Consider the following 21,181-nt stretch of genomic DNA (forward strand, 5'->3'; position numbering starts at 1 on the left):
AAATACCTTACTTGAAATTTAGGAACTACAAAATGAATTACGAAATAAAAAATAATTTCATAAAAGCAAAAATCAAATCTTTTGGAGCTGAATTAAATAGTTTACAAAAAAATGATAATGATTTAGAATATATTTGGCAAGGAAATAAAGAGTTTTGGAATCGTCATTCGCCAATTCTTTTTCCAATAGTTGGAAGATTAAAAAATGATAGTTATTTTTATAAAAATCAAAAATACAATATGACTCAACATGGATTTGCTAGAGATAAAGAGTTTGAACTTGTAAATCAAAAAGAGGATTTTATAGAATTTAGATTAAAAAGTGATGAAAAAACTTTTGAGATTTATCCTTTTTCTTTTGAGTTATATTTATCTTATAAACTTGAATTTTCAAAACTAATAATCTCATATAAAGTAATAAATAAAAGTGATGAAAAAATATTTTTTTCAATAGGTGCACATCCTGCATTTAATTGGGGATTAATAAAAAATGAAAAAAAAGAGAACTATTTTTTAGAGTTTGACGATATAAAACAAACAAAAAGATACTTTTTAAATGATTTGGGATTAGTTTATAAAAATGAAGATTTAGAAATAATAGAGAATAAAATGCCTTTAAATGAAGGGTTATTTAAAAATGATGCTTTAGTTTTTAATGATTTAAATATAAAAAATGTGAGTTTGAAAAATACAAAAAATGATAATTTTATAAAAGTAAATTTTGATAATTTTCCATATTTAGGTATTTGGTCAAAACCTAGTGGCGCACCTTTTATCTGCATAGAACCGTGGTTTGGAGTTGCTGATGAAAAAAATTCTACTCAAAATCTTGAAGATAAAAAAGGAATAATTATTTTAGAAAAAGATGAGGTTTTTTCTTGTTTTTATAGTATTGAAGTTTGAAAACAAAAAATAAGAGATAAAAATCTCTTATTTTATATAGTTGCTTTTTTTATCATTTGTGTCTAATTCTTGCCCAATTTCTTGGTATCTTTTGAAGTAATATTTTACAAATGAGTTTATTTTTTCATCATTTGGCATAAAATATTTTTCTTTTTTTGTAGCATAATTATTTAAAAATATAGTTGCATCTTTTTTGTCTAAATAGTGTTTTGCTAATGCTGTATAGTTTTTGATATACCAAGCTTTAAGTGCTTCATATTTTTCATCACTTAAATCTATTTCTAACTTTTCATTTTCCCAAGATAAAACACCTGTTGAAAACAGTCCACTTAAATGAATCAAACCCTCACAATAATAAGGTTGAACTTCATCAACTTCCATCCAACCAATAAGCCCAACACTTCTTTTTACAAGGTCAATTAAAACTTGTGATTTTAAGTGAGCTTCATCTGTATTCTCATCAAGTAAATAAGAAATCAATCCACCAGTTGTTGCTTTAAACTCTTCAATATTTTTGAAGTTTCCAGTTTTATTCATAATAGATTCTGTTTGCTCATCACACCATAAAATATGTCCATATTCATGCCCAACAGTGCTAATATCATAAACTTGATGCCAAGATGTTGTTTCATTAAATAAAAATGTTCTATCTTTTGTTAAAATTTCTTGTCCAAAAATCTCTCTTGAAAGTTTTAAAAATGGTTTAGCCCTACTTGATTGTAAAATCTCATCAGAAAATGCAAAGATTTTTTTACCTTCTTCCAAACTTACAATTTCATCATTTGGTACAACTTGTGCTGAAAACATTCCATTAAATCCAGCTCCAAAAAATAAAGCAGGTCGTCCCACATAAAGTTGTACTTTATCCAGTGATTTAAAAGAAAAATCATAGATTTTTTTATATTCTTCTTTCTTTTCACTTGCTTCAAAACTATCAAATATTTTAGAAAAAGCTGATTTTATTTTATTTACTCTATGGTCATTTTGTGCAAATTTAGGATTTGTTAATCTTATATCCCATTCAAGTGCAACTGCTTTTCTAAAGTGATCTTCATAATATTCTAAAGGATGACCGATTTGAATTGGAGTTTTTATTTTCATCCAAGCTCTATCAACATCTGCCCATTTACTTACAAGTTCATTTGTTTTATCCTCAGAAAATGCTTTGATAAGTGCTTGAATATATAAAACATAATCCCATTTTTGATTAAAAATATCATCTTCAAGTTCAATTAGTTTATCAGCGAATTCTTCTAAAGCATCTACAACTTCCGTTGTTTCTTTTTTAAAAGCTTTGATATAAGCTTGAGATTTGTATTTTTCACCATCTTTTATTAAAGCAGAATAACATCTATCAGCAGTGATTTCACCATGTCCTAAATCAAGAAGTTTTTCATCTTCAAGATATTGCATGATTTTTTCTTCGTTTCCATCAAACTTGACCATCAAATCTTTGTTTATTCCATTTATAATATGAGCTGTCCAAGAAGTTTGCCATGCTGACATTTGAAGTCCAACATTATAAACCCCAATAAATACTTCTTGATAAAAAGGTGTTAAAAGAGAGTTTTGAGTTATAAAATCAATTAATTTTGTATGAATTTCGTGCCAATACTCTTTCACAAAAGAGTATGCTTTTTCTTGTAAAGTTATGATTTCTTTTTCATTTTTCTCTAACTTTTTCAAAACCTGAACTAAAGAATCATCTCTTAAATTCACAAGTCTTGTAACAAGTGCAAATCTTAAATCACTTGTCATTTCAAGATTTAAAGCCTTTGCAAAATCATCAATAAGTCCTAGTTTGTTAAACTCTTCATTTTCAAGATGTTTTATCAGTTCGTTTGTTTGTGATTTTTGTGTATTTAAAAAGTCATATATTTTTTGTAAGTCGTTTAAAAATTCTTGTTTTGTCATTTTTTTAATCCTTAATTGTAAAAGTAAAGTTTATCTTTATTGTACTTTTTTTTAGTTAAATTAGCACTCAAATACAAAAAGTGCTAATTTTAATAAAAACTTTAGCTTTCTTTTATAAAGTTGTGATAAAATTCTCTTCTAAAAAATTAAAATTTATAGGAGAAATTTAGCATGGCAAAACATCAATTTCAAACAGAAGTAGGACAATTATTACAATTAATGACACACTCTTTATATTCAAATAAAGAGATTTTTATAAGAGAGTTAGTATCAAATTCAAGTGATGCTATTGATAAATTAAACTATTTAAGACTTACGGATGACAATCTTAAGGCTGATTATGCGGACTGGAAAGGTGAGATTAATATCACTTTTGATGAAGCTGACAAATCTTTAACTATTATTGACAACGGTGTTGGTATGAATGAAGAGGACTTAATTGCTTCTATTGGAACAATCGCAAAATCAGGTACAAAATCTTTTGTTGAAGCACTAACAGGTGATGCAAAAAAAGACTCAAACTTAATCGGTCAATTTGGAGTTGGTTTTTATTCTGTATTTATGGTGGCTTCAAGTGTAGATGTTATTTCTAAAAAAGCTGGTGAAGAAACTGCTTACAAATGGACAAGTACTGGAACAGGTGAGTTTGATTTAGCTCCTTGCACAAAAGAGTCAAATGGAACTGTAATTTACATCAAATTAAAAGATGAAGAAGCAAGTGAGTTTGCAAGTAAATATAGAATCAAAAATATCGTTGGAAAATACTCAAATCACATCGCATATCCAATTTTCTTAAATTACAAAGAAGAAGTTACTGAAACTTTAAGTGAAGAGGATAAAAAAGCAGGCAAAGAAGCTGTTAAATCAATTGAAGATAAAAGAGAAAAAATCAATGAAGCAACTGCTTTATGGATGCAGCCAAAAGCGAAATTAAAAGATGAAGATTATAATGATTTTTATAAATCTATTTCTCATGACTCATCAGAGCCAATGCTTACAATTCACACAAAAACTGAGGGTGTAAACGAATATACAACACTTTTTTATATTCCAAAAATAGCACCAATGGATATGTATAGAGCGGATTTCCAAAGTGGTGTAAAACTTTATGTTAAAAGAGTATTTATTACAGATAGCGAAAAAGAGTTATTACCAACTTACTTAAGATTTGTAAGAGGAATTATCGACTCTGAGGATTTACCTTTAAATGTTTCAAGAGAGATTTTACAAGAAAATAGAATCTTAGCAAATATCAAACAAAGTTCAGTTAAAAAAATCCTAAGTGAAATCAAAAAACTATCAAAAGATGAAGAAAAATATGCTGAATTTATCGCTCAATATATCAGACCTTTAAAAGAGGGTGTTTATCAAGACCACATGAATAAAGAAGCGATTTTAGATTTATTAAGATACAAATCTACAAAAGCTGAAACTGGAAAATTAACTTCATTAGAAGATTATAAACATAGAGCTGATACAGAACAAAAAGCAATTTTTTATATCGTTGGAGAAAATGAAAAAATCTTAAGAAGTTCACCATTATTAGAGTCTTATAACAAAAATAATATCGAAGTTTTAATCTTAGATGACAAAGAAATTGATGAAATTATAACTCCAACAATGGGTGCTTATAAAGATTGGGAATTCAAAGACATCACAGCTTGCGAACCTCCAAAAGTAGAACAATCAGAAGAAGCAAAAAAAGAAGTTGAAGAGAAATTCCAAGACATCACGAAAAAAATCAAAGACAAACTAGGTGATGCTGTAAAAGATGTAAAAGTTACAAATAGACTAAGTGAATCTCCATCTTGTGTAGTAAAAGATGTAGCAGATGCACAAATGGCTCAGATGATGCAAATGATGAGAGCAATGGGACAAGAAATGCCCCAATCAGCACCAATCTTAGAAATCAATCCAGAACACGAAATCGTAAAAAAATTAAACGGTTGTGCAGATGAATCAACAATCGAAGATGTATCTTGGATTTTACTAGACCAAGCGAAATTAAGTGAGGGTATGGAAATTACTGATACTGTAGCATTTGCAAAAAGATTATCAAGAATTACTGCTAAAGCTTTATAAAATAAAAGAACTATTTGCACGCATCTTTGGCGTTGCAAATAGTTTTTCTTAAGTTGTATATAATTATTTCATACAAAAATATTTAATTATTAGTTAAAGGAAATAATTGAATTTAAAAGATTTTAATACTGATAAATATGTTGCTCACTATACCAAATTTGATAGAGTTATTAAAGATATATTACCTTTTAATGAAATTAGATTTAGTTCTGTATCCATAGTAAATGACCCATACGAAAAAGATACTACATGGATTGAAAATGATGGAATTTATTCTAAAGAAGATATTATAGAATCTCATAAAATTTTAAATGAATTAAAAACAAATTTTTTTAATCACATAAAGTTATTTTGTTTAGCTTCCTATGATGAAGCTAGTATAAATTGTTTTGATTTGTCAAGTGATATTTATGGGAAGCCTAGAATGTGGGCAAATTATGGAGATAATCATAAAGGGTTATGTTTAATTTTTGATAAAGAAGAATTATCAAAAGAAATCAATAAAATTTGTGATAAATATGAAAAATTATATGAAGATAAAATAAAATTTGCCTTATATTGCTATACTTGAAAATAGCATTTCATTATCAATTGATGAATTAAAAAGTTTACAATCAACAACTAATAATTCTAAATTATTATATGAAGTAATAGATAAAAACTATTTATTAAAAAGTAAATATTTTAGAAAACATATAGATTGGAAAACTGAGAATGAATATAGATGGTTGATTTTTACTAAAGAAACAAAAGAATTTAATGTTAATTTTGGAAGTGCATTAAAAGCTGTTGTTTTTGGTGTAGATACAAATACAAAATGTAAATATTTATTAAAAGATTATAATATACCATTATTTCAATTGTCATTTGAATATGGAAAATATAAAGCATATAGAATTTAATAAGGACAAAAATGCCACTAAAAATTAGAGAAGCAATACCAGAAGATTCACAAACTATTTTTGATTTCATTATGGAACTTGCAATTTATGAGAAACTTCCAAATGAAGTAAAAACTACAGTTGAGGAGATAAAAGAGTCTATCTTTGCTTCAAACTCTACTGTTAAAGCTTTGATTTGTGAAGAAGATGAAACGGCTATTGGTTATGCTGTTTATTTTTACAACTATTCAACTTGGCTTGGGAAAAATGGTATTTATCTTGAGGATTTATATGTTAGTGAAGTAAAAAGAGGAAAAGGTGCTGGAAAAGCTATGATTAAATATTTAGCAAAAAAAGCAATAAGCGAAAACTGTGGACGATTTGAGTGGGCTTGTCTTGATTGGAATACTCCTTCACGAGATTTTTATGAAAGTTTTGGTGCTGTGCCACAAACTCAATGGATTGGTTATAGACTTGAGGGTGAAACTTTAGAAAAATTTGCAAATAATTGATATAATCCTTGTTACATGATTATTTTACAATTAAAGAGTAATCTTTATATTATTTTGACAAAGGCAGAAAATGGGTATTATCGTAGATTTCTTTAAATCACTTTTTAAGACAATTAAAAAACTATCAAGACCTTATTTTAGCCTTGAAGAAAATGAGTTAAAATTTAAGATTGATACTGATACTTTTTACAAATTCCCAATTTTAAATATCGAAACAAAAACAAGATATGATTCTTATATCCTTGATGCTTATACTTTAAAAGCGGATAATATACACTTAGAATATATTCATACAGATAATGATACTTCTTGGAATGCTCAAGCTTTATCTTTTTTCAAAGATTTATTAAAAGAGAGTATAAATGCTTATTCTATGGATTTATTAGAAAAAAAAGAGTTTAGGCATTATGAATTTTTGGTTTATAAAATAGATGAAAAATATATTTTAAATATTATTTATATTTATGAGATAAACAAAGAGGTTTTTATTGTAGATCAAAAAGGTGATCTTTATGAAAATTTATTAAAAAATCTTGATAAAAATTATGTTTATAAATTCGAAAAAAATAAGATGGATTTTATAGATTTAAATTTTAGTTTAGTAAAAAACAACGCTATGAAAAGCTATTTTGCTCTTCATAGTGGAGATTAAAAGAGATATTTATTTCCCAAATACTTGTTTTAAAATTGAACTTGTTTGTTCAACTGGATTTGTTCTAATTGCTGCTTCTTTTTGTGCAATCATTGTAAATAATCCTTCAATTGCTTTGTTTGTAACAAACTCATCTAAACTTTCATTTGAATTTCCAGGAACATAAGAGTCAACTCCAAAACTTTTTGCCATTCCCATTACTGCACTATTATCTACTAAACCTTTTGCACTTGATTTATAAATGTTGTTAACAGTTTCATAATAACCTGCTACTTGATTTTCTTTCATTGTTTCTTGAATAATTGGTGCTATTGATTTTTTTAGTGATTCTGTTGTATTTGTTTTGAAATATTCTGTTGCAGCACTATTTCCGCCACCTAGAATTTTTTGAGCATCTGTTACACTCATTTTATCAATTGCAGAGATAAAAATTTCTGCTGTTTTTGGAGCTGCTTTTGAAGCTGCTGCATTCATTGAATTTATTAAATCATCTGCCATTTTATCACCACCTGCTGTTCGGATTAAACTTTCAGCTTTTGATAAATTATTTGGAAGAGGAATTTTTACTGCTTTATTATTTAAATATCCATTATTACTTCCAAGTTGTGTTGTTGCATAAGTTACACCTGATTTTAGAGCCTCTTTTAGTCCATTTGATACAGTTGCATTATCAAGATTGCTTGTTTTACTTGAAGTTGTTGTCGTAGCATTTGTTATTTGTTCTGAGATACTTGTGTCTTTTGAAACTGTATCAACAACGCTTTTTGTAATACTTCCTAAATCTAAAGCAAAAGTTAATGTTGAAGTTAAAAGTAAAGTTGAAACGATAAGTGATTTTTTCATAATTTTTCCTAATATTTTGTATTTTTTAGATTTACATTATATAATAGATATAATAGAATAATTGTGAAAAAGGATTACAAATAGAACTAATCAACGAAATCTCTAATTTTATTTATGGTTTTAAAAATAAAATAGTTGAAGCTACTGAAATAGCAACAAAATATGAAGAGCAAATATCTTTATTTGCAAATGAATTAAAAAAATTAGATTTAGATAAAGAGTATGAAGAAAACTTTTTGATTATTTTAGGATATTCATATAGACTTGAGGATATTTCTCAAAGATTATTTTTTACTTTCTCAGAAGCAATTTATGCTATTGATTTAGATAAATTAATAAGAAATGAAGATTCTTTAAAATTAAATTCTATAGTTTATGTTTTGGTTTTAGACTCAATAATGAAAGAGTACAAAACTAAAGAGATAAATATCGAACAAAAACAAAAAGCTTTAGAAGTTTATAAAAAGATAGAAGAGAAAAAAGCAGCAGAAAATAAAAAGTATCATATGTATCAATATTAGGAATAGGTTATGGCTATAAGATTAAATTGCGACATGGGCGAGAGTTTTGGTATTTGGAAAATGGGAAATGATGAGGAAATAATGCCTTATATTGATATGGCAAATTTAGCTTGTGGTTTTCATGCAAGTGATGCGGTTACAATGAGTAGGTCTGTAATCTTAGCAAAAAAATATAATGTAACAATTGGTTCACATCCATCATATCATGATTTGTTAGGTTTTGGAAGAAGAACAGTTTTATGTTCACTTGAAGAGATAAAATCTATAGTCTTATATCAATTAGGAGCATTAAATGCCTTTTGCAGAGCAAATGGTACTGCTGTTTCTTATGTAAAACCTCATGGTGCTTTATACAATGATATGATGAGAGATGAAAATATTTTTAAAGCAGTTTTAAATGCTATTTCATCTTTTAATAAAAATATAAAGCTTATGGTTATATCAGGTCCCAAAAATGAAGAGTATGAATATACAGCAAAACTTTATGATATAAAATTACTTTTTGAAGTATTTGCTGATAAAAATTATAAAGATGATGGAACTTTGGTTTCAAGAATGGAAGAAAATGCGATTATTCATGAAGAATTAGATGTAATTGCAAGAGTTGTAAATCTAAAAGAAAAAGGTTTTATTTCAAGTATAAATGGACAAATGTTATTTCTAAAAAGTGATTCTATTTGTGTTCATGCAGATAATGAAAAAGCTCTTGATTTTATAAAACTTGTAAAAAAAACTCTTTATTGATTAGTTTTATATTATTAAGAGCTTATATTTTTCTTTTTTTTTCTTTACTTAATAGGCTTTCAAAAATCTCTTTTGAATCTTGATTTATTTTAAATGAACAAATTTTAAATTCATATTTTGCTTTTATAAAAAGACCTGAATTACTTTTTAAAGTTGTACTTGATAACAACTGCTCTAAATTTAAAATAAAATTTACAACATCTTTTTTTTCTTCAGTTAGATTTTGTATAAAAATTATGAATTTATTTTCACTATATCTAACCATATCATAGTCAAAGTCTTCATCTTTTAGTTTTTGTTTTATAAATTTTGTTGCAAAAATCAATAAATTATTTGCTAAAAGATCACCATATTCATTTTGAATATAATTGTGATCAATTACATCAACCAAGATACAAATACCATTTTGTTGAAATAAAGCATTATCATTTAAAAATATTTTATAAATCCATTTTTTATTAAAAGTATTAGTAATATCATCTACAAAAAGTTTATCATTTAAGTTTTTTACTTCTAATTCCAAGTTAAGTATTTTTTTGTAAATATCATTTAAAGAATCAATGTCATTATTTAATATCGCATCTGCTGCATTTTTTGTGTTTTCTTTTAATGATGCAGCATTTGTAGCAATTAAATTCATATAATTTTCTATCTCATGAAAATCTTCTGAAATAAGTTTGTTTATTTCATGTTTGAATTTCTCATCATCTAAATCAATTTCTAACTCTTTTGCATGATAATTAAATTTATCAAAATAAGTAGAAGGAAGTATAATATTTTTATTTAAAATGTCATTTATTGTTAAATCAGTTATCTTTTTTAGTTGTTGTCTCATTTTCTTCTCCAAATAATTCTTGAATATGTTTCGGTTTTCCTATGTAATAACCTTGTGAATAATCAATTTCTATATTTTTTACATATCTTAAAATTTTCAAATCACTCACAAACTCGGCAACTACTTTTATATTTTGTTGTTTTGAGAATAAAACAATACTTTTTATTAGATTTAAATAAATATCTTCATTTATTTTTCTAATTAATGAACCATCAATTTTTATATAATCAATATTTAAATTTAAAATATTTTCATAGTTAGAAAATCCAGTACCAAAATCATCAATTGCAATTTTAACACCAAATTGTTTTACATCATTTATAAATTCATTTACAGTATCAAAACTTGAAACTTTTTCACTTTCTAATATTTCAATGGTTAAATATTCACCAATATTATTTTTTCTAATTTTACTAACTAAAGCTTTTTTAATTTGTGGATTTAAGATGTCCGTATAATCAAGATTAATACTAATATGAATTTTATACTTTAAAATATAAACTATGATTTTATCAATCAAAATCTCCATAAGTTTATTATAAAGTCTGCATTTTTTTGCTTTATAAATAAAATTATTTGGCATTAACATTCGACCTTCTTTGTCAAATATTCTCATTAAAGCTTCGTATTTTACGATTTTATTTGTTTTATTATCCATAATAGCTTGAAAATATGGCTCTACTAAATTATTTTCTATACTATAATTTAAAACATCAAGAAGATTTTCATTTACTGATTCATTTTTATATAAAAAGGAATCATAATACATATAATGAATAAAATTCAATTTTGCGTTATATAAAGCTTTTTCTGCATAAATTTTTATATGCGGGTCTTCACTTTTTGCACAACCAATTGTAATATCGATATTTATAGTGCCGTAATTATCTAGAAGTTTAAAGTCATTTGATACAACACTTTCATAAATAATATTTTTTACAATAACAATTTCTTGAATACTTAAATCATCTAATAAGTAAATTTCAAATACATCTGCGTGTGTATTTCTAATATTAATAGAGATATTTCGTTTTAATTCTTGTTTTATAAGTTCTTTTATGCTTGTTTTTAAAATAGAGTCTAATTGTCTAATTATAAAATCACCATTTTTAAAGTCATAAATAGCATTTAAATCTTTCATATATAAAATATCTACTAAAAAAAGAGTCTTAATATTATTTTTTTTTTGAAAAATGTCTAAAATTTTCTTAAATAACACTACTAACCCTTTCTAGAACTTAAATATCAGTTTAATTATATATTATTTTTCTTTAATAAGTGTGAAAAAACAAATAATTTAGCAAAATTTTAGATTTAATCAAACTTTGGATAAAATCGTGACATTTTATGAATAGGAATATAAAAAAATGAGAAAAATAAATATAAAAGATTTAGAACTTAATATTGATATTACACATATTTTAAATTTATATGCTTTAAAAACTCCAATTATTATTGATGTAGATGGAAATATTTACACAAAACTTGAAGAAGTTGAAAAAAAAGCAGTAATTTATAAAAATATGGATTTAAAACAATTATCTTCAATGTTAGATGCAAAAGCTATAGCTTCGCAACTTTTTGCTGATTATAAACCAAATATTGTAGGAACAATTTGTAAAATAAAACCAGTTGTGAATTGGCAAAATATTATAGAAATGAATAAAACAAATATGCTTTATTTTGATCACCAAAGTGATGGTGTTGAAATGTTTGAAGACAAAGAACTTGAAGATTATGGTTGGAATGCTAGTGCTTTAGATATAAATTATAGAGAAATTTCTGAATTTATAGAAGAATCATGCGAGGGAGTTTTACTTTGTTATGATAATGAAATTCAATTTAGTGGTTTTGTAATAGTTGATGATTTAAATGATGTTAAACAAAAAGTTAAAGAATATATTATTACTAAAACAAAAGAAAATATTAAAGAAGAAATAATTGATTTAGAAGAAGATGATGTTATTGAAGCATTGGAATTTTTTGGAATAAAGGCGTAAATAAATGGAAGATATTATAAGAGATTGGGGTTATTTAGCTTTATTTTTATACTCTTTTGGTGGTGGATTTGTAGGTTTAGTTTTTGCAGGAGTTTTATCATATTCCGGGGATTTAAATATTTATATTTCTATTTTAGTTGCTGGTATTTCAAATTTCTTAGGTGACCAATTTTTATTTTATCTAGCTAGAAAAAATAAAAACTATGCAAAAGATATGATGAAAAAATATGGTAGAAAAATTGCTCTTGCTCATTTGATGATGAGAAAATATGGTTCTTTTGTAGTTTTTATACAAAAATATATTTATGGAATAAAAACTTTAATTCCTCTCGCTATGGGACTTACAAAATATTCAGCTTTGAAATTTAGTATATTTAATGGTTTTGCAACTGTTATTTGGGCTTGTATTGTTGGATATTTGAGTTTTACAGCAGGTGAATATATTCTTAGTTTAGGTGATGATTTTAAATATGTTGGTTTAGGAATTATTCTTGTAATTATTTTAACAATATCTTATATTTTCAAAAAAATAGAAAAAAAATAAGAGTTACACAAAAGTACTTTATAGTTTTGGATATAATAAATAAAAAACTATAAAGGCTTTCCCATTTTAATCGAAAATTTTTCAAACTTAAATCTTTCAAAAGATTTTTTAACAAACTTAGATTCTCTAGGTTATACAAAATTAACAGCAATTCAACAAAAAAGTTTACCTTTAAGTTTAAATAATAGTGATTTAATAGCTCAAGCAAAAACAGGTTCTGGAAAAACTGTGGCTTTTTGTATTCCAATAATAAATAAATTAAATATTAAAAATTTTAGAATCCAATCATTGATTATAGCTCCCACAAGAGAGTTAGCAAATCAAATTGCTTTGGAAATTAGAAAACTTTCAAGACATATTCATAATTTAAAAGTTCTTACACTTTGTGGTGGAACTCCATTTAAACCTCAAGTTTTATCTTTAAGCCACGAAGCACACATAATTGTGGCAACTCCTGGAAGAGTTTTAAAACATATAGAACAAAATAATATTGATTTAGAAAATATCACAACTTTAGTTTTGGATGAAGCAGATAAAATGCTAGATATGGGCTTTTATGACGATATTATGCAAATTATTGATACTTTGCCAAAGAATAGACAAACACTTCTTTTCTCAGCAACTTTTGAAAAAAATATAGAAAGATTAGCTTCAAATGTATTAAAAAATCCAACTATTGTAAAAATTGAAAATGAAGAAAAAGTTCATATAAAACAAAAATTCTATGAAGTTAAAGAAGAGAATAAAACAGCGTTAATTCCTGCAATTATTTCATCAAATAAAGCAAAATCAATTTTGATTTTTTGTAATATGAAAATAAAATGTGACCAATTAGCTGATGATTTATATGCTTTAGGTTTAGATGTTTTAACGCTACATTCAGATTTAGAACAAAAACAAAGAGATGAAACAATTATTTTATTTTCAAATAAATCTTATCCAATTTTAATAGCAACTGATGTAGCTTCAAGAGGATTACATATTGATGATGTTGATTTAGTTATTAATTATGATTTATCTTCAGATGAAAAAGTTCATACGCATCGTATTGGAAGAACTGCACGAGCTGGAAAAGGTGGAATGGCTGTTTCTTTATATACTTCAAATGATTTTGATAGGGTTGAACTTATAAAAGATGCTTTTTTAGATATTGAAGATGAAAATATAGAAAAAATTGAAGATGATTTATCTTATAAAATTGATTCAGGCTTACGAACTATTTTTATAAATGGTGGGAAAAAACAAAAATTAAGAGCTGGAGATATTCTGGGTGCAATGACGGCTGGAATTGGTTTACAAAAAGAAGATATAGGGAAAATTGATATTTTAGATTTTGCTTCTTATGTTGCAATTAATAAAGAAAAAATTTCTTTTGTTTTAGAAAAGCTATCAAAAGAGAAGATTAAAGGTAAATATTATAGAATCTATGAAAAGTGACAAATTAAAAAAGGAGATATTTATTGTTTAAAAATACATTATTCCTTAAAATAATCTTAATATTTACTTTACCTGCATTAGGTATTTTATACTTTAGTTCTATTTTAGTTTATGAAAAAATACAATCATATAATGAAGTTGATGGAATTAATCATAACTTAACATACTTAATTAATACAGAAAAATTAATTAATTCACTACAAGAAGAAAGAGAACTAAGCGTATTATTGCTTTTAGAAAAAAGTGAAAAATCTTCTTTAGAAAAAAGTAGAGAATTATCTACAAAAAATTATGAAGAGTTAGAAAAAACTTTGAAAAATCTAAATCAAAATTTAGATAATAAAGTTATTGAATTAAAAGCTGAAATAAATAAATTAGAATTATTTAGAGCTAGAATTGATAATTCAGATGCAACTTTGGATGAAATCTTTGAAGAGTATAATCAATTTGATAAAGTATTATTAGATTCATTATTCTTGTTAAAACCAATAAAATTGGCTTTTGACTTTAACAATGAATTTAGAAATATAGTACATTTTTTAAGTTTTAGAGAAGCTATATGTGTTGAAAAAACGATGGTTAATGCATATTTTATAAATACTAAAATAAATGATAAACTTTATTCTATGCTTATGAAAAATTATTCATTACTTGAAATAAATAAAGATATATTTTTAAATAATGTAAATCTAGAAATAGTTCAAAGATATAATTCAAAACTTAATGAAGAGTATTATAATAAGATATTTATAATAAGAAATGGTATTAAAAATAAGAATTTTTCTCATCTTGAATTGACCTCTGAAGAATGGGAAAAAATATCACTTGAAAATCTTGAAACATTAAATAATATTTATAAAAATCTAATTTATTCAGCTGGTAAACATATAACAAAATTTGAAGATGATGCTTTGTTAGAAAAAAGAAAAAGTCTTATTTTTCTATTTGTTTCTTTTGCGACTTTGATTAGTTTATTATTTGTGTTAAGAAATATTATTTTTAATGAACAAAAAAGTTTCTATAAAGTTCAAAAACATAAAGAAGTTTATGAATTATTAAACAAAGCAAATAAGTTTTTATTAAAAATTGATGATAGAAAACTATTGTTTTCAAATATTTGTGAGCTACTTTCACAAACTGATAAAATTCAATTCTCTTTTATTTATGACTTAACATCAAAAGAAATAATTGCTCAAGAGGGAGAATTAAAAGAAAAGCTATTAACTCAAAGCCATTATTATAGTGATAAGAATAAAGATAATATTATTTCTAAAACTATTAAATGGGAAACAAATATTATTGCGAATGATTTTTTAGAAAAAAATATTTCGATTTTTTATGATAAAGCAAAAATTTTAGATATCAAATCAATGGCTTGTTTTCCAATAAAAAAATTTAATAAAGTTATTGGAACTTTAGCTATTTATTCAAGAGAATTAAATTTCTTTGATCAAGAAGTGGAAATTTTATTTGATAAATTAATTAGTGATGTAACTCACTGTTTAGAAAAAATTGATTATGAGCAAATTAGATTAAAACAAGAAGATGAATTAAGATTGTCTTCTTATGCTTTTGAATCAAGTGAACCTATGATTATTACAAATAGTGATGGAAATATTATAAAAGTTAACCAAGCTTTTTGTAGTACGATGGGTTACACAAAAGATGAGATAATAGGTAGAAATCCAAGAATTTTCAAATCAGTTCATCAAGATAAAGAATTTGGGGATGCTTTATGGAATGAACTTAAAGTTAAAGGATTCTGGAGTGGAGAAGTTTATAATAAAAAAGCAAATGAAAAAATTATTCCTTTAAGAAGTACAATAACGGCAATAAAAGATAAAAGTGGAAAAATTACGCACTTTTTAGGTCAATACATAGATATTGGTGAACAAAAAGATAAAGAAAAAGTTTTAGAATATCAAGCAACCCATGATAATTTAACAGGTCTTCCAAATCGATTATTACTTCTTGATAGAATTGAGAGAGCGATTACAAAGGTTGTAAGACATAAAATAGTTGGTGGATTGATATTTATTGATTTAGATAATTTCAAAGAAGTAAATGATACTTTAGGACATGATATTGGAGATACTTTACTTATTATGGTCGCTAAAAAGATAAAAGAAGTAATAAGAGAAGAAGATACAATTGCTAGAATTGGTGGAGATGAGTTTATTGTTTTACTTGATAATGTTGGAAATAATAAACAAGATGCAAAAACAAATATTAATATTCTTGCAGAGAAAATAAAAGATACTTTAAATGCTATTACTCATATTGAAGGAAATATAAATGTATCAACTCCAAGCATTGGAATCACTTTATTTAATGATTCGAGTGTTAGTGTAAAAGATATTATTAAACAAGCAGATACAGCTATGTATGCGGCTAAAAAACAAGGTAAAAACTCAATAGAGTTTTTTGATTAAGGAAGTGATTAATTCTTTATGCTAGAATTGCGCCCTTATAAAATTTATTAAGGAATTATTATGAAAAGTGCAACAGCAAGACATTTATTGGTTGATAGTGAAGAGTTATGTTTAGAATTAAAAAATAGAATTGCATCTGGTGAAAAATTTGAAGATATTGCAAAAGAATATTCTTCTTGTCCATCGGGTTCAAATGGTGGAGATTTAGGTAACTTTTTTCAAGGACAAATGGTTCCTGAATTTGATGCAGTAGTTTTTAACGAAGCTATAAATGTAGTTCATGGTCCTGTAAAAACTGATTTTGGTTTTCATTTATTAGAAACAACTTCAAGAAGAGATTAATTTCTCTTCTACTTCTTCATCCCATAAAATAGAAACTCCATACTCTTTATCTGTAATTACATATTTAAAATATTCACGTGTTCCACGGCGTCCATGAAGCCTAACAATTACTTGTTCTTCTTCTAATAATGTTTTCATTTCATATTTTGAGAAACTTCTTTTATTCCATCGTAAAAATACATTTGAATAGACTCTAAAAGTACAAGTAGAATCTGATGTAAATACAAATTGTTCACTATCGTCATACTCTTTTTTAGCATTTTCACAAGAATAAAGATTTACTTTTTTCCCATTTGCAGTGCTTTTTATAGCTTGAACATTACCTTTGCAATATGGACATTTTCCTAATATCATATTTTAAACTCCAAATATTTAATAAGTGAATTTTACTTAAAATATAAAAGAAGTCTCAAAAATCTTACAATTTGTTATATCTTTTTATTTTATGGAGCTAATCTTGAAATACTCCATGAATTATCACTTTGAAGTTCATAAACAAATCTATCGTGAAGTCTATCTTGACCACCTTGCCAAAACTCTATTTTTGTGGGTTTTATAATATATCCACCCCAAAAATCAGGAAAAGGAACTTCTCCTTTTACAAATTTTCTTCTTATTTCATCAAATTTTTGCTCTAATAAACTTCTTGAGCTTATTACTTGACTTTGGTGTGAAACCCAAGCTCCAATTTGACTTCCTTTTGGTCTTGATAAAAAATATTTTAAAGATTCAGTTGTTGAGATTTTTTCAATATTTCCCTCAATTTTTACTTGTCGCTCTAAATCAAGCCAAGCAAAAAGAGCAGCAGCTTTTGGATTTTGCTCAATTTGTTTTGCTTTATTACTTTTATAATTTGTAAAAAAAACAAAACCTTTTTCATCAAATATTTTTAGTAACACAGTTCTAATACTAGGCATCATATCAGCTCCAACGGTGGCTAAACTAAAAGCATTTGGTTCTGTTAGTTTTGCATCCATTGCTTGATTAAACCAAAGCTCAAACTCTAAAAAAGGGTTTGGGTTTAAATCTTTTATATCTAAACCTTTTGTTGTATATTTGGCTCGTAAACTTGTTAAATCCAGAATTTATCCTTTGAATTATTAATATAATTTATTTTATCGAAATAACTATTTATTTGATTCCTCAAAAATGTCGAATAATATATTTCTAAGTTCTATTTTCATCTCTTCATTTAAATATTTTTTGGTTGAATACAAATAAAAAGGAACAGTATTTCTCATAGAATATTTTAACCTTTTTCTCAAAGTTGAAATTTCATCAATATTTATGAGTTCTTCTCCATCATATAAATAAAAATCTTTAGCAATTCCTAGTTTAAATGAAACTATTTGATATGAAAAAAATAGTTCATCAACCGTTCCCTCATGTTTTTTTATAAATTCATCCAAAGCTATTTGAAGTTTTTTTAAATTAATTGGTGAGATATATCCAAAACTCTCTCTAAATTTATATCTCTCAACTGTTGTGAAATTTAGGACTTTATAAAACTCATTTAGATTCTTCCAAGGGCTTCTAAATCTTCTTTTTCCAAATAAAACCTCTTCAAAACAGTACATATATTTTATATCTTCTTGGGTTTGATTCTCTTTGTCTTTGATTTCAAAATATTTAGTTTTAAATAAAGAAATTAGCCAGTTTTCATCAAGCATTGAGATAATATCAAGTTCTTTATTTTTATCTTGTGCATTTTTAAAATTCCATAACATAGAGATATTATTTGAAATTTTTTCATTTATATCTCCATTTTCAAAATATTTATCTGATAAGTATTGAACAACATTTTCAAGTAAATTATCTGTTTTTGCAATTCCATGATTAAAAAGTACTTTTTTATATAAATTAAATCTCATTTCAAGCATATGTTCAATATCAATTAAACTCATGTCAAAAAAACTTAAATAAAATTTTGCATCTTTTTCCACTAAAACAGCTTGTTTAGTGATTCTAATATGGTCATTAGGTCCTGTTATATAACCACTTGCCAACATATCACGATTTATATAATCAAGCCTATCAGCATCAACTGTACTATCAATAAAGTTATGTAAAACTTTAAAATCAAAACCTTCAAAAACTTGTTCTTCTAAAATCAAAATTGATAATCTTTTGATTAGTTTTAAATACTCTTTTTCATAAGATTTTACAATAAGTTCTTCAAGTTCATAATCAAATAAAAGTTTTAAAAGATTTTCTCCAATTGCTTCATGTAAAACTTCTTTACCATAGTTTGTTATGCTTTCATAATTATCTTTGAACTTCACTTCTTTTTCACAAAGGCTTTCTTGATTTAACTCTTTTTCTTTTATTTTGTCATAAACTTTTTTCAAAGCATATTCAACTTGATGTGAAAATGGTAAATGACCAACATCGTGAAGTAGGGCAACTATTCGTAAAGTTTGTAAGAAAATAGTATATGTTGCTCTTTGAGTTTTTGATTTTGTAGGAATGGTAAACTGATAAAGTGCTTTATTATCAAAATATTCCATATCATCAAGACTAACTTTTAGATTTTCTTCTTTTATTATTGAAACTATGATTTTTTTTAAAGAGGATAAAAAATTATTTTTTGTTTTTTTATCTGCATTTAAAAGGGCATTTTTAAACATAAAAGAGGCTAAATGCATAGTTCCCAAAGAATGAATAAATCTTTTAGTTGTAATAGATGGATATGAAAAATATGCTAAGGCATTTTGAGTTATGAATTGCAATCTATTTACTATTTTTGTTTGAAGAATTTTATCTTCAAGTTTTGTATACTCTATATGATTGTATATAGTGTCATTTATAAGTCTATTTTGGATGAGATATTCCTTGTATATTTTCTTTTATATTATATTTTGCTTCAAGTGTATTGTTGCTTAATTTCAAACTATATGTAATTTAATTTCTATTTAATTACATATAGTATATCATACTAATAACTATTATCAAAAAGAGGAAATTATGGAAGATTATTTTATATATGCAATAGTGTTATTAGCTGCTTTTTATTTAATTAAAAAAACTTTTGGAAAAAATTCAGGTTGTGGTTGTTCTGGTGAAAGCAAATGTTCTAAGAAATAGAATAATTTATTCTATTTCTTATTCAAAACTAGTTTATAACTCAATCTTTTCTATTTTCAAAAATTCGCTCTGTAAACTGAGCAAACTTACCACGAACTGCTTTTTCAAGCTCTATTGCAAACATTTTAAGTTCAGGATGCAACTCATTTGTTTGTTTTAAAAGAGTTGTTAAACCATTGTTATATTTATTTAAATATAAATTATCAATTTGTCTGTTTGATCCAATTACAATAGCCATACAACTTTCATCAAGTCTTGAAAGTACAAGTTGAGTTGTTTTTTCACTAGAGTTTTGCCATTCGTCCATTATTACAATTGAAGCTGATAAAGTTCGTCCTCTAGCTTCTCCTGGCCATAAAGTTTCTATACAATATTTTGATTTTAGTTCATCTATTTTTGATTCAATTGATTCTTGATTCTCTTTATTTTCACTTTTTTTAAGATGTTTTTTTGCAATAAATTCTAAGGTATCACTCAAAGCCATATTATAAATTCTAAACTTCTCATCATTTCCTGATAAATATCCAATATCTGCACCTTTATCAATAGATTCTATTGAATTTCTTACATAAACAATTTTGTCATATAATCCTAAATCTATAAGTCTCATGGAACTAACAACCGACATCAAAGTTTTTCCACTTCCTGCTTTTGCGTCAATTACAAGTAAATCATACATATTTGACAAAATTGCTTTTGTGAATAGTTTTTGCTTTAGATTTACAGGTTTTACATTTAAAGTTTTAAAATCATTTTCTTTTAAAGTATCGATTCTTTTATCATGAATAATTCCATATTCAATATTTCCATCGGCACTTTCAAAACTATAAGCAAAATTTTCAGGTTCATAATTTTCATCCACCAATGTTATATCTTTATTTTCTAAACTATTAAATAATGATGAATCAAATTCTATATTTTTTACAAAATTAAATTTAGGAACAGTTGATTTATCATCATGTAAAGTTTCTGTTTTGATGCTTTTAAATAGTGCAAAAGTTCTTGCATATACATCTAAAGATAAAAAGATTGTTTGGCAACCTTTATAATATTCTTGGGCTATTGAAGCCACTTCAATAATTCTTTTATCATTTGATTCAGAGATATGAATTTGTTCAATTACAGTGTCATATTTATCTTTTGAGATTATGTCAATATTAATTTCATCATTAAAAAGTTTCACAACTTTAAAGCCAAGTTTATAATCAACTTCTTTTATTTTCATTTTTGCTAATAATCTTGCAAACTCTCTTGAATAATACCCAAGTTCATTAACTAACTTCTTTTTATCCTCTAATTCAAGAAGTACAGTTTCAGGTACTACAATGTGGTTAGTTTTATTGTCTGAAATTTTGTAGAGATTTTGAAGATTTTGTAAAATGATATTTGTGTCAAGGACATATACTTTTTCTTTCATATGAAATAATTACATAAAGTAATTACAGGTTAGAAACAA

At 25.3% G+C, this 21,181-nt stretch carries 21 protein-coding genes; 13 read left to right on the forward strand and 8 right to left on the reverse strand.

Annotated features, from left to right (window positions below):
- Positions 1–32 precede the first annotated feature (32 nt).
- Positions 33–902, forward strand: coding sequence for an aldose 1-epimerase family protein (locus tag B0174_RS09760; protein ID WP_108560178.1), 870 nt, complete (start codon positions 33–35; stop codon positions 900–902).
- A 27-nt stretch (positions 903–929) separates the two neighbouring features.
- Here B0174_RS09760 and ciaB read toward each other — a convergent pair whose 3' ends face one another.
- Positions 930–2,816: an invasion protein CiaB gene (ciaB, locus tag B0174_RS09765; protein ID WP_108560180.1), complete on the reverse strand. Its 1,887-nt coding sequence runs from the start codon at positions 2,814–2,816 to the stop codon at positions 930–932.
- 171 nt (positions 2,817–2,987) lie between these two features.
- On the opposite strand from ciaB, the gene htpG reads away from it, so the two are divergent.
- From htpG to B0174_RS09790, 5 genes are all read left to right on the forward strand, one after another.
- Positions 2,988–4,898 carry a molecular chaperone HtpG gene (gene htpG, locus B0174_RS09770; protein WP_108560182.1) on the forward strand — a complete coding sequence of 637 codons (1,911 nt, stop codon included), beginning with the start codon at positions 2,988–2,990 and terminating at the stop codon, positions 4,896–4,898.
- 106 nt (positions 4,899–5,004) lie between these two features.
- Positions 5,005–5,469 (forward strand): DUF2971 domain-containing protein, encoded by a 465-nt coding sequence (locus B0174_RS12155; protein WP_119187495.1) that lies wholly within the window; start codon positions 5,005–5,007, stop codon positions 5,467–5,469.
- Positions 5,447–5,800, forward strand: coding sequence for a hypothetical protein (locus B0174_RS09780; protein WP_108560184.1), 354 nt, complete (start codon positions 5,447–5,449; stop codon positions 5,798–5,800). The genes B0174_RS12155 and B0174_RS09780 overlap by 23 nt, the downstream gene beginning before the upstream one ends.
- Before the next feature lie 11 nt (positions 5,801–5,811).
- Complete coding sequence (locus B0174_RS09785; RefSeq protein WP_108560186.1) at positions 5,812–6,291, forward strand: GNAT family N-acetyltransferase; 480 nt, start codon at positions 5,812–5,814, stop codon at positions 6,289–6,291.
- 70 nt (positions 6,292–6,361) lie between these two features.
- The gene (locus B0174_RS09790) at positions 6,362–6,943 is read left to right on the forward strand and encodes a hypothetical protein (RefSeq protein WP_108560189.1); all 582 of its coding nucleotides are present in this window, start codon (positions 6,362–6,364) and stop codon (positions 6,941–6,943) included.
- Between the two features lie 9 nt (positions 6,944–6,952).
- On the opposite strand, the gene B0174_RS09795 is transcribed toward B0174_RS09790, so the two are convergent.
- The gene (locus tag B0174_RS09795; protein WP_108560191.1) at positions 6,953–7,786 is read right to left on the reverse strand and encodes a DUF4197 domain-containing protein; all 834 of its coding nucleotides are present in this window, start codon (positions 7,784–7,786) and stop codon (positions 6,953–6,955) included.
- A gap of 236 nt (positions 7,787–8,022) precedes the next feature.
- Here B0174_RS09795 and B0174_RS09800 point away from each other — a divergent pair, with 236 nt between their 5' ends.
- The gene (locus B0174_RS09800) at positions 8,023–8,307 is read left to right on the forward strand and encodes a hypothetical protein (protein ID WP_108560192.1); all 285 of its coding nucleotides are present in this window, start codon (positions 8,023–8,025) and stop codon (positions 8,305–8,307) included.
- 9 nt (positions 8,308–8,316) lie between these two features.
- Positions 8,317–9,051: a 5-oxoprolinase subunit PxpA gene (locus B0174_RS09805; protein WP_108560194.1), complete on the forward strand. Its 735-nt coding sequence runs from the start codon at positions 8,317–8,319 to the stop codon at positions 9,049–9,051.
- 22 nt (positions 9,052–9,073) lie between these two features.
- Here the strand turns inward: B0174_RS09805 and B0174_RS09810 are convergent, their stop codons facing one another.
- Entirely contained in the window at positions 9,074–9,886 is an 813-nt protein-coding gene (locus B0174_RS09810; RefSeq protein ID WP_108560196.1) for a diguanylate cyclase domain-containing protein, read from the reverse strand.
- Positions 9,858–11,105 (reverse strand): EAL domain-containing protein, encoded by a 1,248-nt coding sequence (locus B0174_RS09815; RefSeq protein ID WP_108560198.1) that lies wholly within the window; start codon positions 11,103–11,105, stop codon positions 9,858–9,860. Before B0174_RS09815 ends, B0174_RS09810 begins: the two co-directional genes overlap by 29 nt.
- A 148-nt stretch (positions 11,106–11,253) precedes the next feature.
- Here B0174_RS09815 and B0174_RS09820 point away from each other — a divergent pair, with 148 nt between their 5' ends.
- The 5 genes from B0174_RS09820 to B0174_RS09840 all read left to right on the forward strand — a co-directional run bounded on the left by B0174_RS09820 (position 11,254) and on the right by B0174_RS09840 (position 16,641).
- Complete coding sequence (locus tag B0174_RS09820) at positions 11,254–11,886, forward strand: hypothetical protein (protein WP_108560200.1); 633 nt, start codon at positions 11,254–11,256, stop codon at positions 11,884–11,886.
- A 4-nt stretch (positions 11,887–11,890) separates the two neighbouring features.
- Positions 11,891–12,430 carry a DedA family protein gene (locus B0174_RS09825; RefSeq protein WP_108560202.1) on the forward strand — a complete coding sequence of 180 codons (540 nt, stop codon included), beginning with the start codon at positions 11,891–11,893 and terminating at the stop codon, positions 12,428–12,430.
- A gap of 69 nt (positions 12,431–12,499) precedes the next feature.
- Positions 12,500–13,867, forward strand: coding sequence for an ATP-dependent RNA helicase DbpA (gene dbpA, locus B0174_RS09830; protein ID WP_108560204.1), 1,368 nt, complete (start codon positions 12,500–12,502; stop codon positions 13,865–13,867).
- A gap of 23 nt (positions 13,868–13,890) precedes the next feature.
- A complete protein-coding gene (locus B0174_RS09835; protein ID WP_108560206.1) occupies positions 13,891–16,299 on the forward strand; it encodes a diguanylate cyclase domain-containing protein in 2,409 nt (802 codons plus the stop codon).
- A 60-nt stretch (positions 16,300–16,359) separates the two neighbouring features.
- Positions 16,360–16,641, forward strand: a complete 282-nt coding sequence (locus B0174_RS09840) for a peptidylprolyl isomerase (RefSeq protein ID WP_108560208.1) — start codon at positions 16,360–16,362, stop codon at positions 16,639–16,641.
- Here the strand turns inward: B0174_RS09840 and B0174_RS09845 are convergent.
- The 4 genes from B0174_RS09845 to B0174_RS09865 form a co-directional block, all read right to left on the reverse strand.
- Positions 16,627–16,995, reverse strand: a complete 369-nt coding sequence (locus B0174_RS09845; protein ID WP_108560210.1) for a hypothetical protein — start codon at positions 16,993–16,995, stop codon at positions 16,627–16,629. The genes B0174_RS09840 and B0174_RS09845 overlap by 15 nt on opposite strands.
- A gap of 89 nt (positions 16,996–17,084) precedes the next feature.
- Positions 17,085–17,726: a pyridoxamine 5'-phosphate oxidase gene (gene pdxH / locus B0174_RS09850; RefSeq protein ID WP_228156450.1), complete on the reverse strand. Its 642-nt coding sequence runs from the start codon at positions 17,724–17,726 to the stop codon at positions 17,085–17,087.
- 42 nt (positions 17,727–17,768) lie between these two features.
- A complete protein-coding gene (locus B0174_RS09855; RefSeq protein WP_228156447.1) occupies positions 17,769–19,370 on the reverse strand; it encodes an HD domain-containing protein in 1,602 nt (533 codons plus the stop codon).
- Between the two features lie 395 nt (positions 19,371–19,765).
- Positions 19,766–21,142, reverse strand: a complete 1,377-nt coding sequence (locus B0174_RS09865) for a PhoH family protein (protein WP_108560218.1) — start codon at positions 21,140–21,142, stop codon at positions 19,766–19,768.
- Positions 21,143–21,181 lie beyond the last annotated feature (39 nt).

Origin of the sequence: Arcobacter caeni (genome assembly GCF_003063245.1) — a bacterium.
Lineage (GTDB): Bacteria > Campylobacterota > Campylobacteria > Campylobacterales > Arcobacteraceae > Aliarcobacter > Aliarcobacter caeni.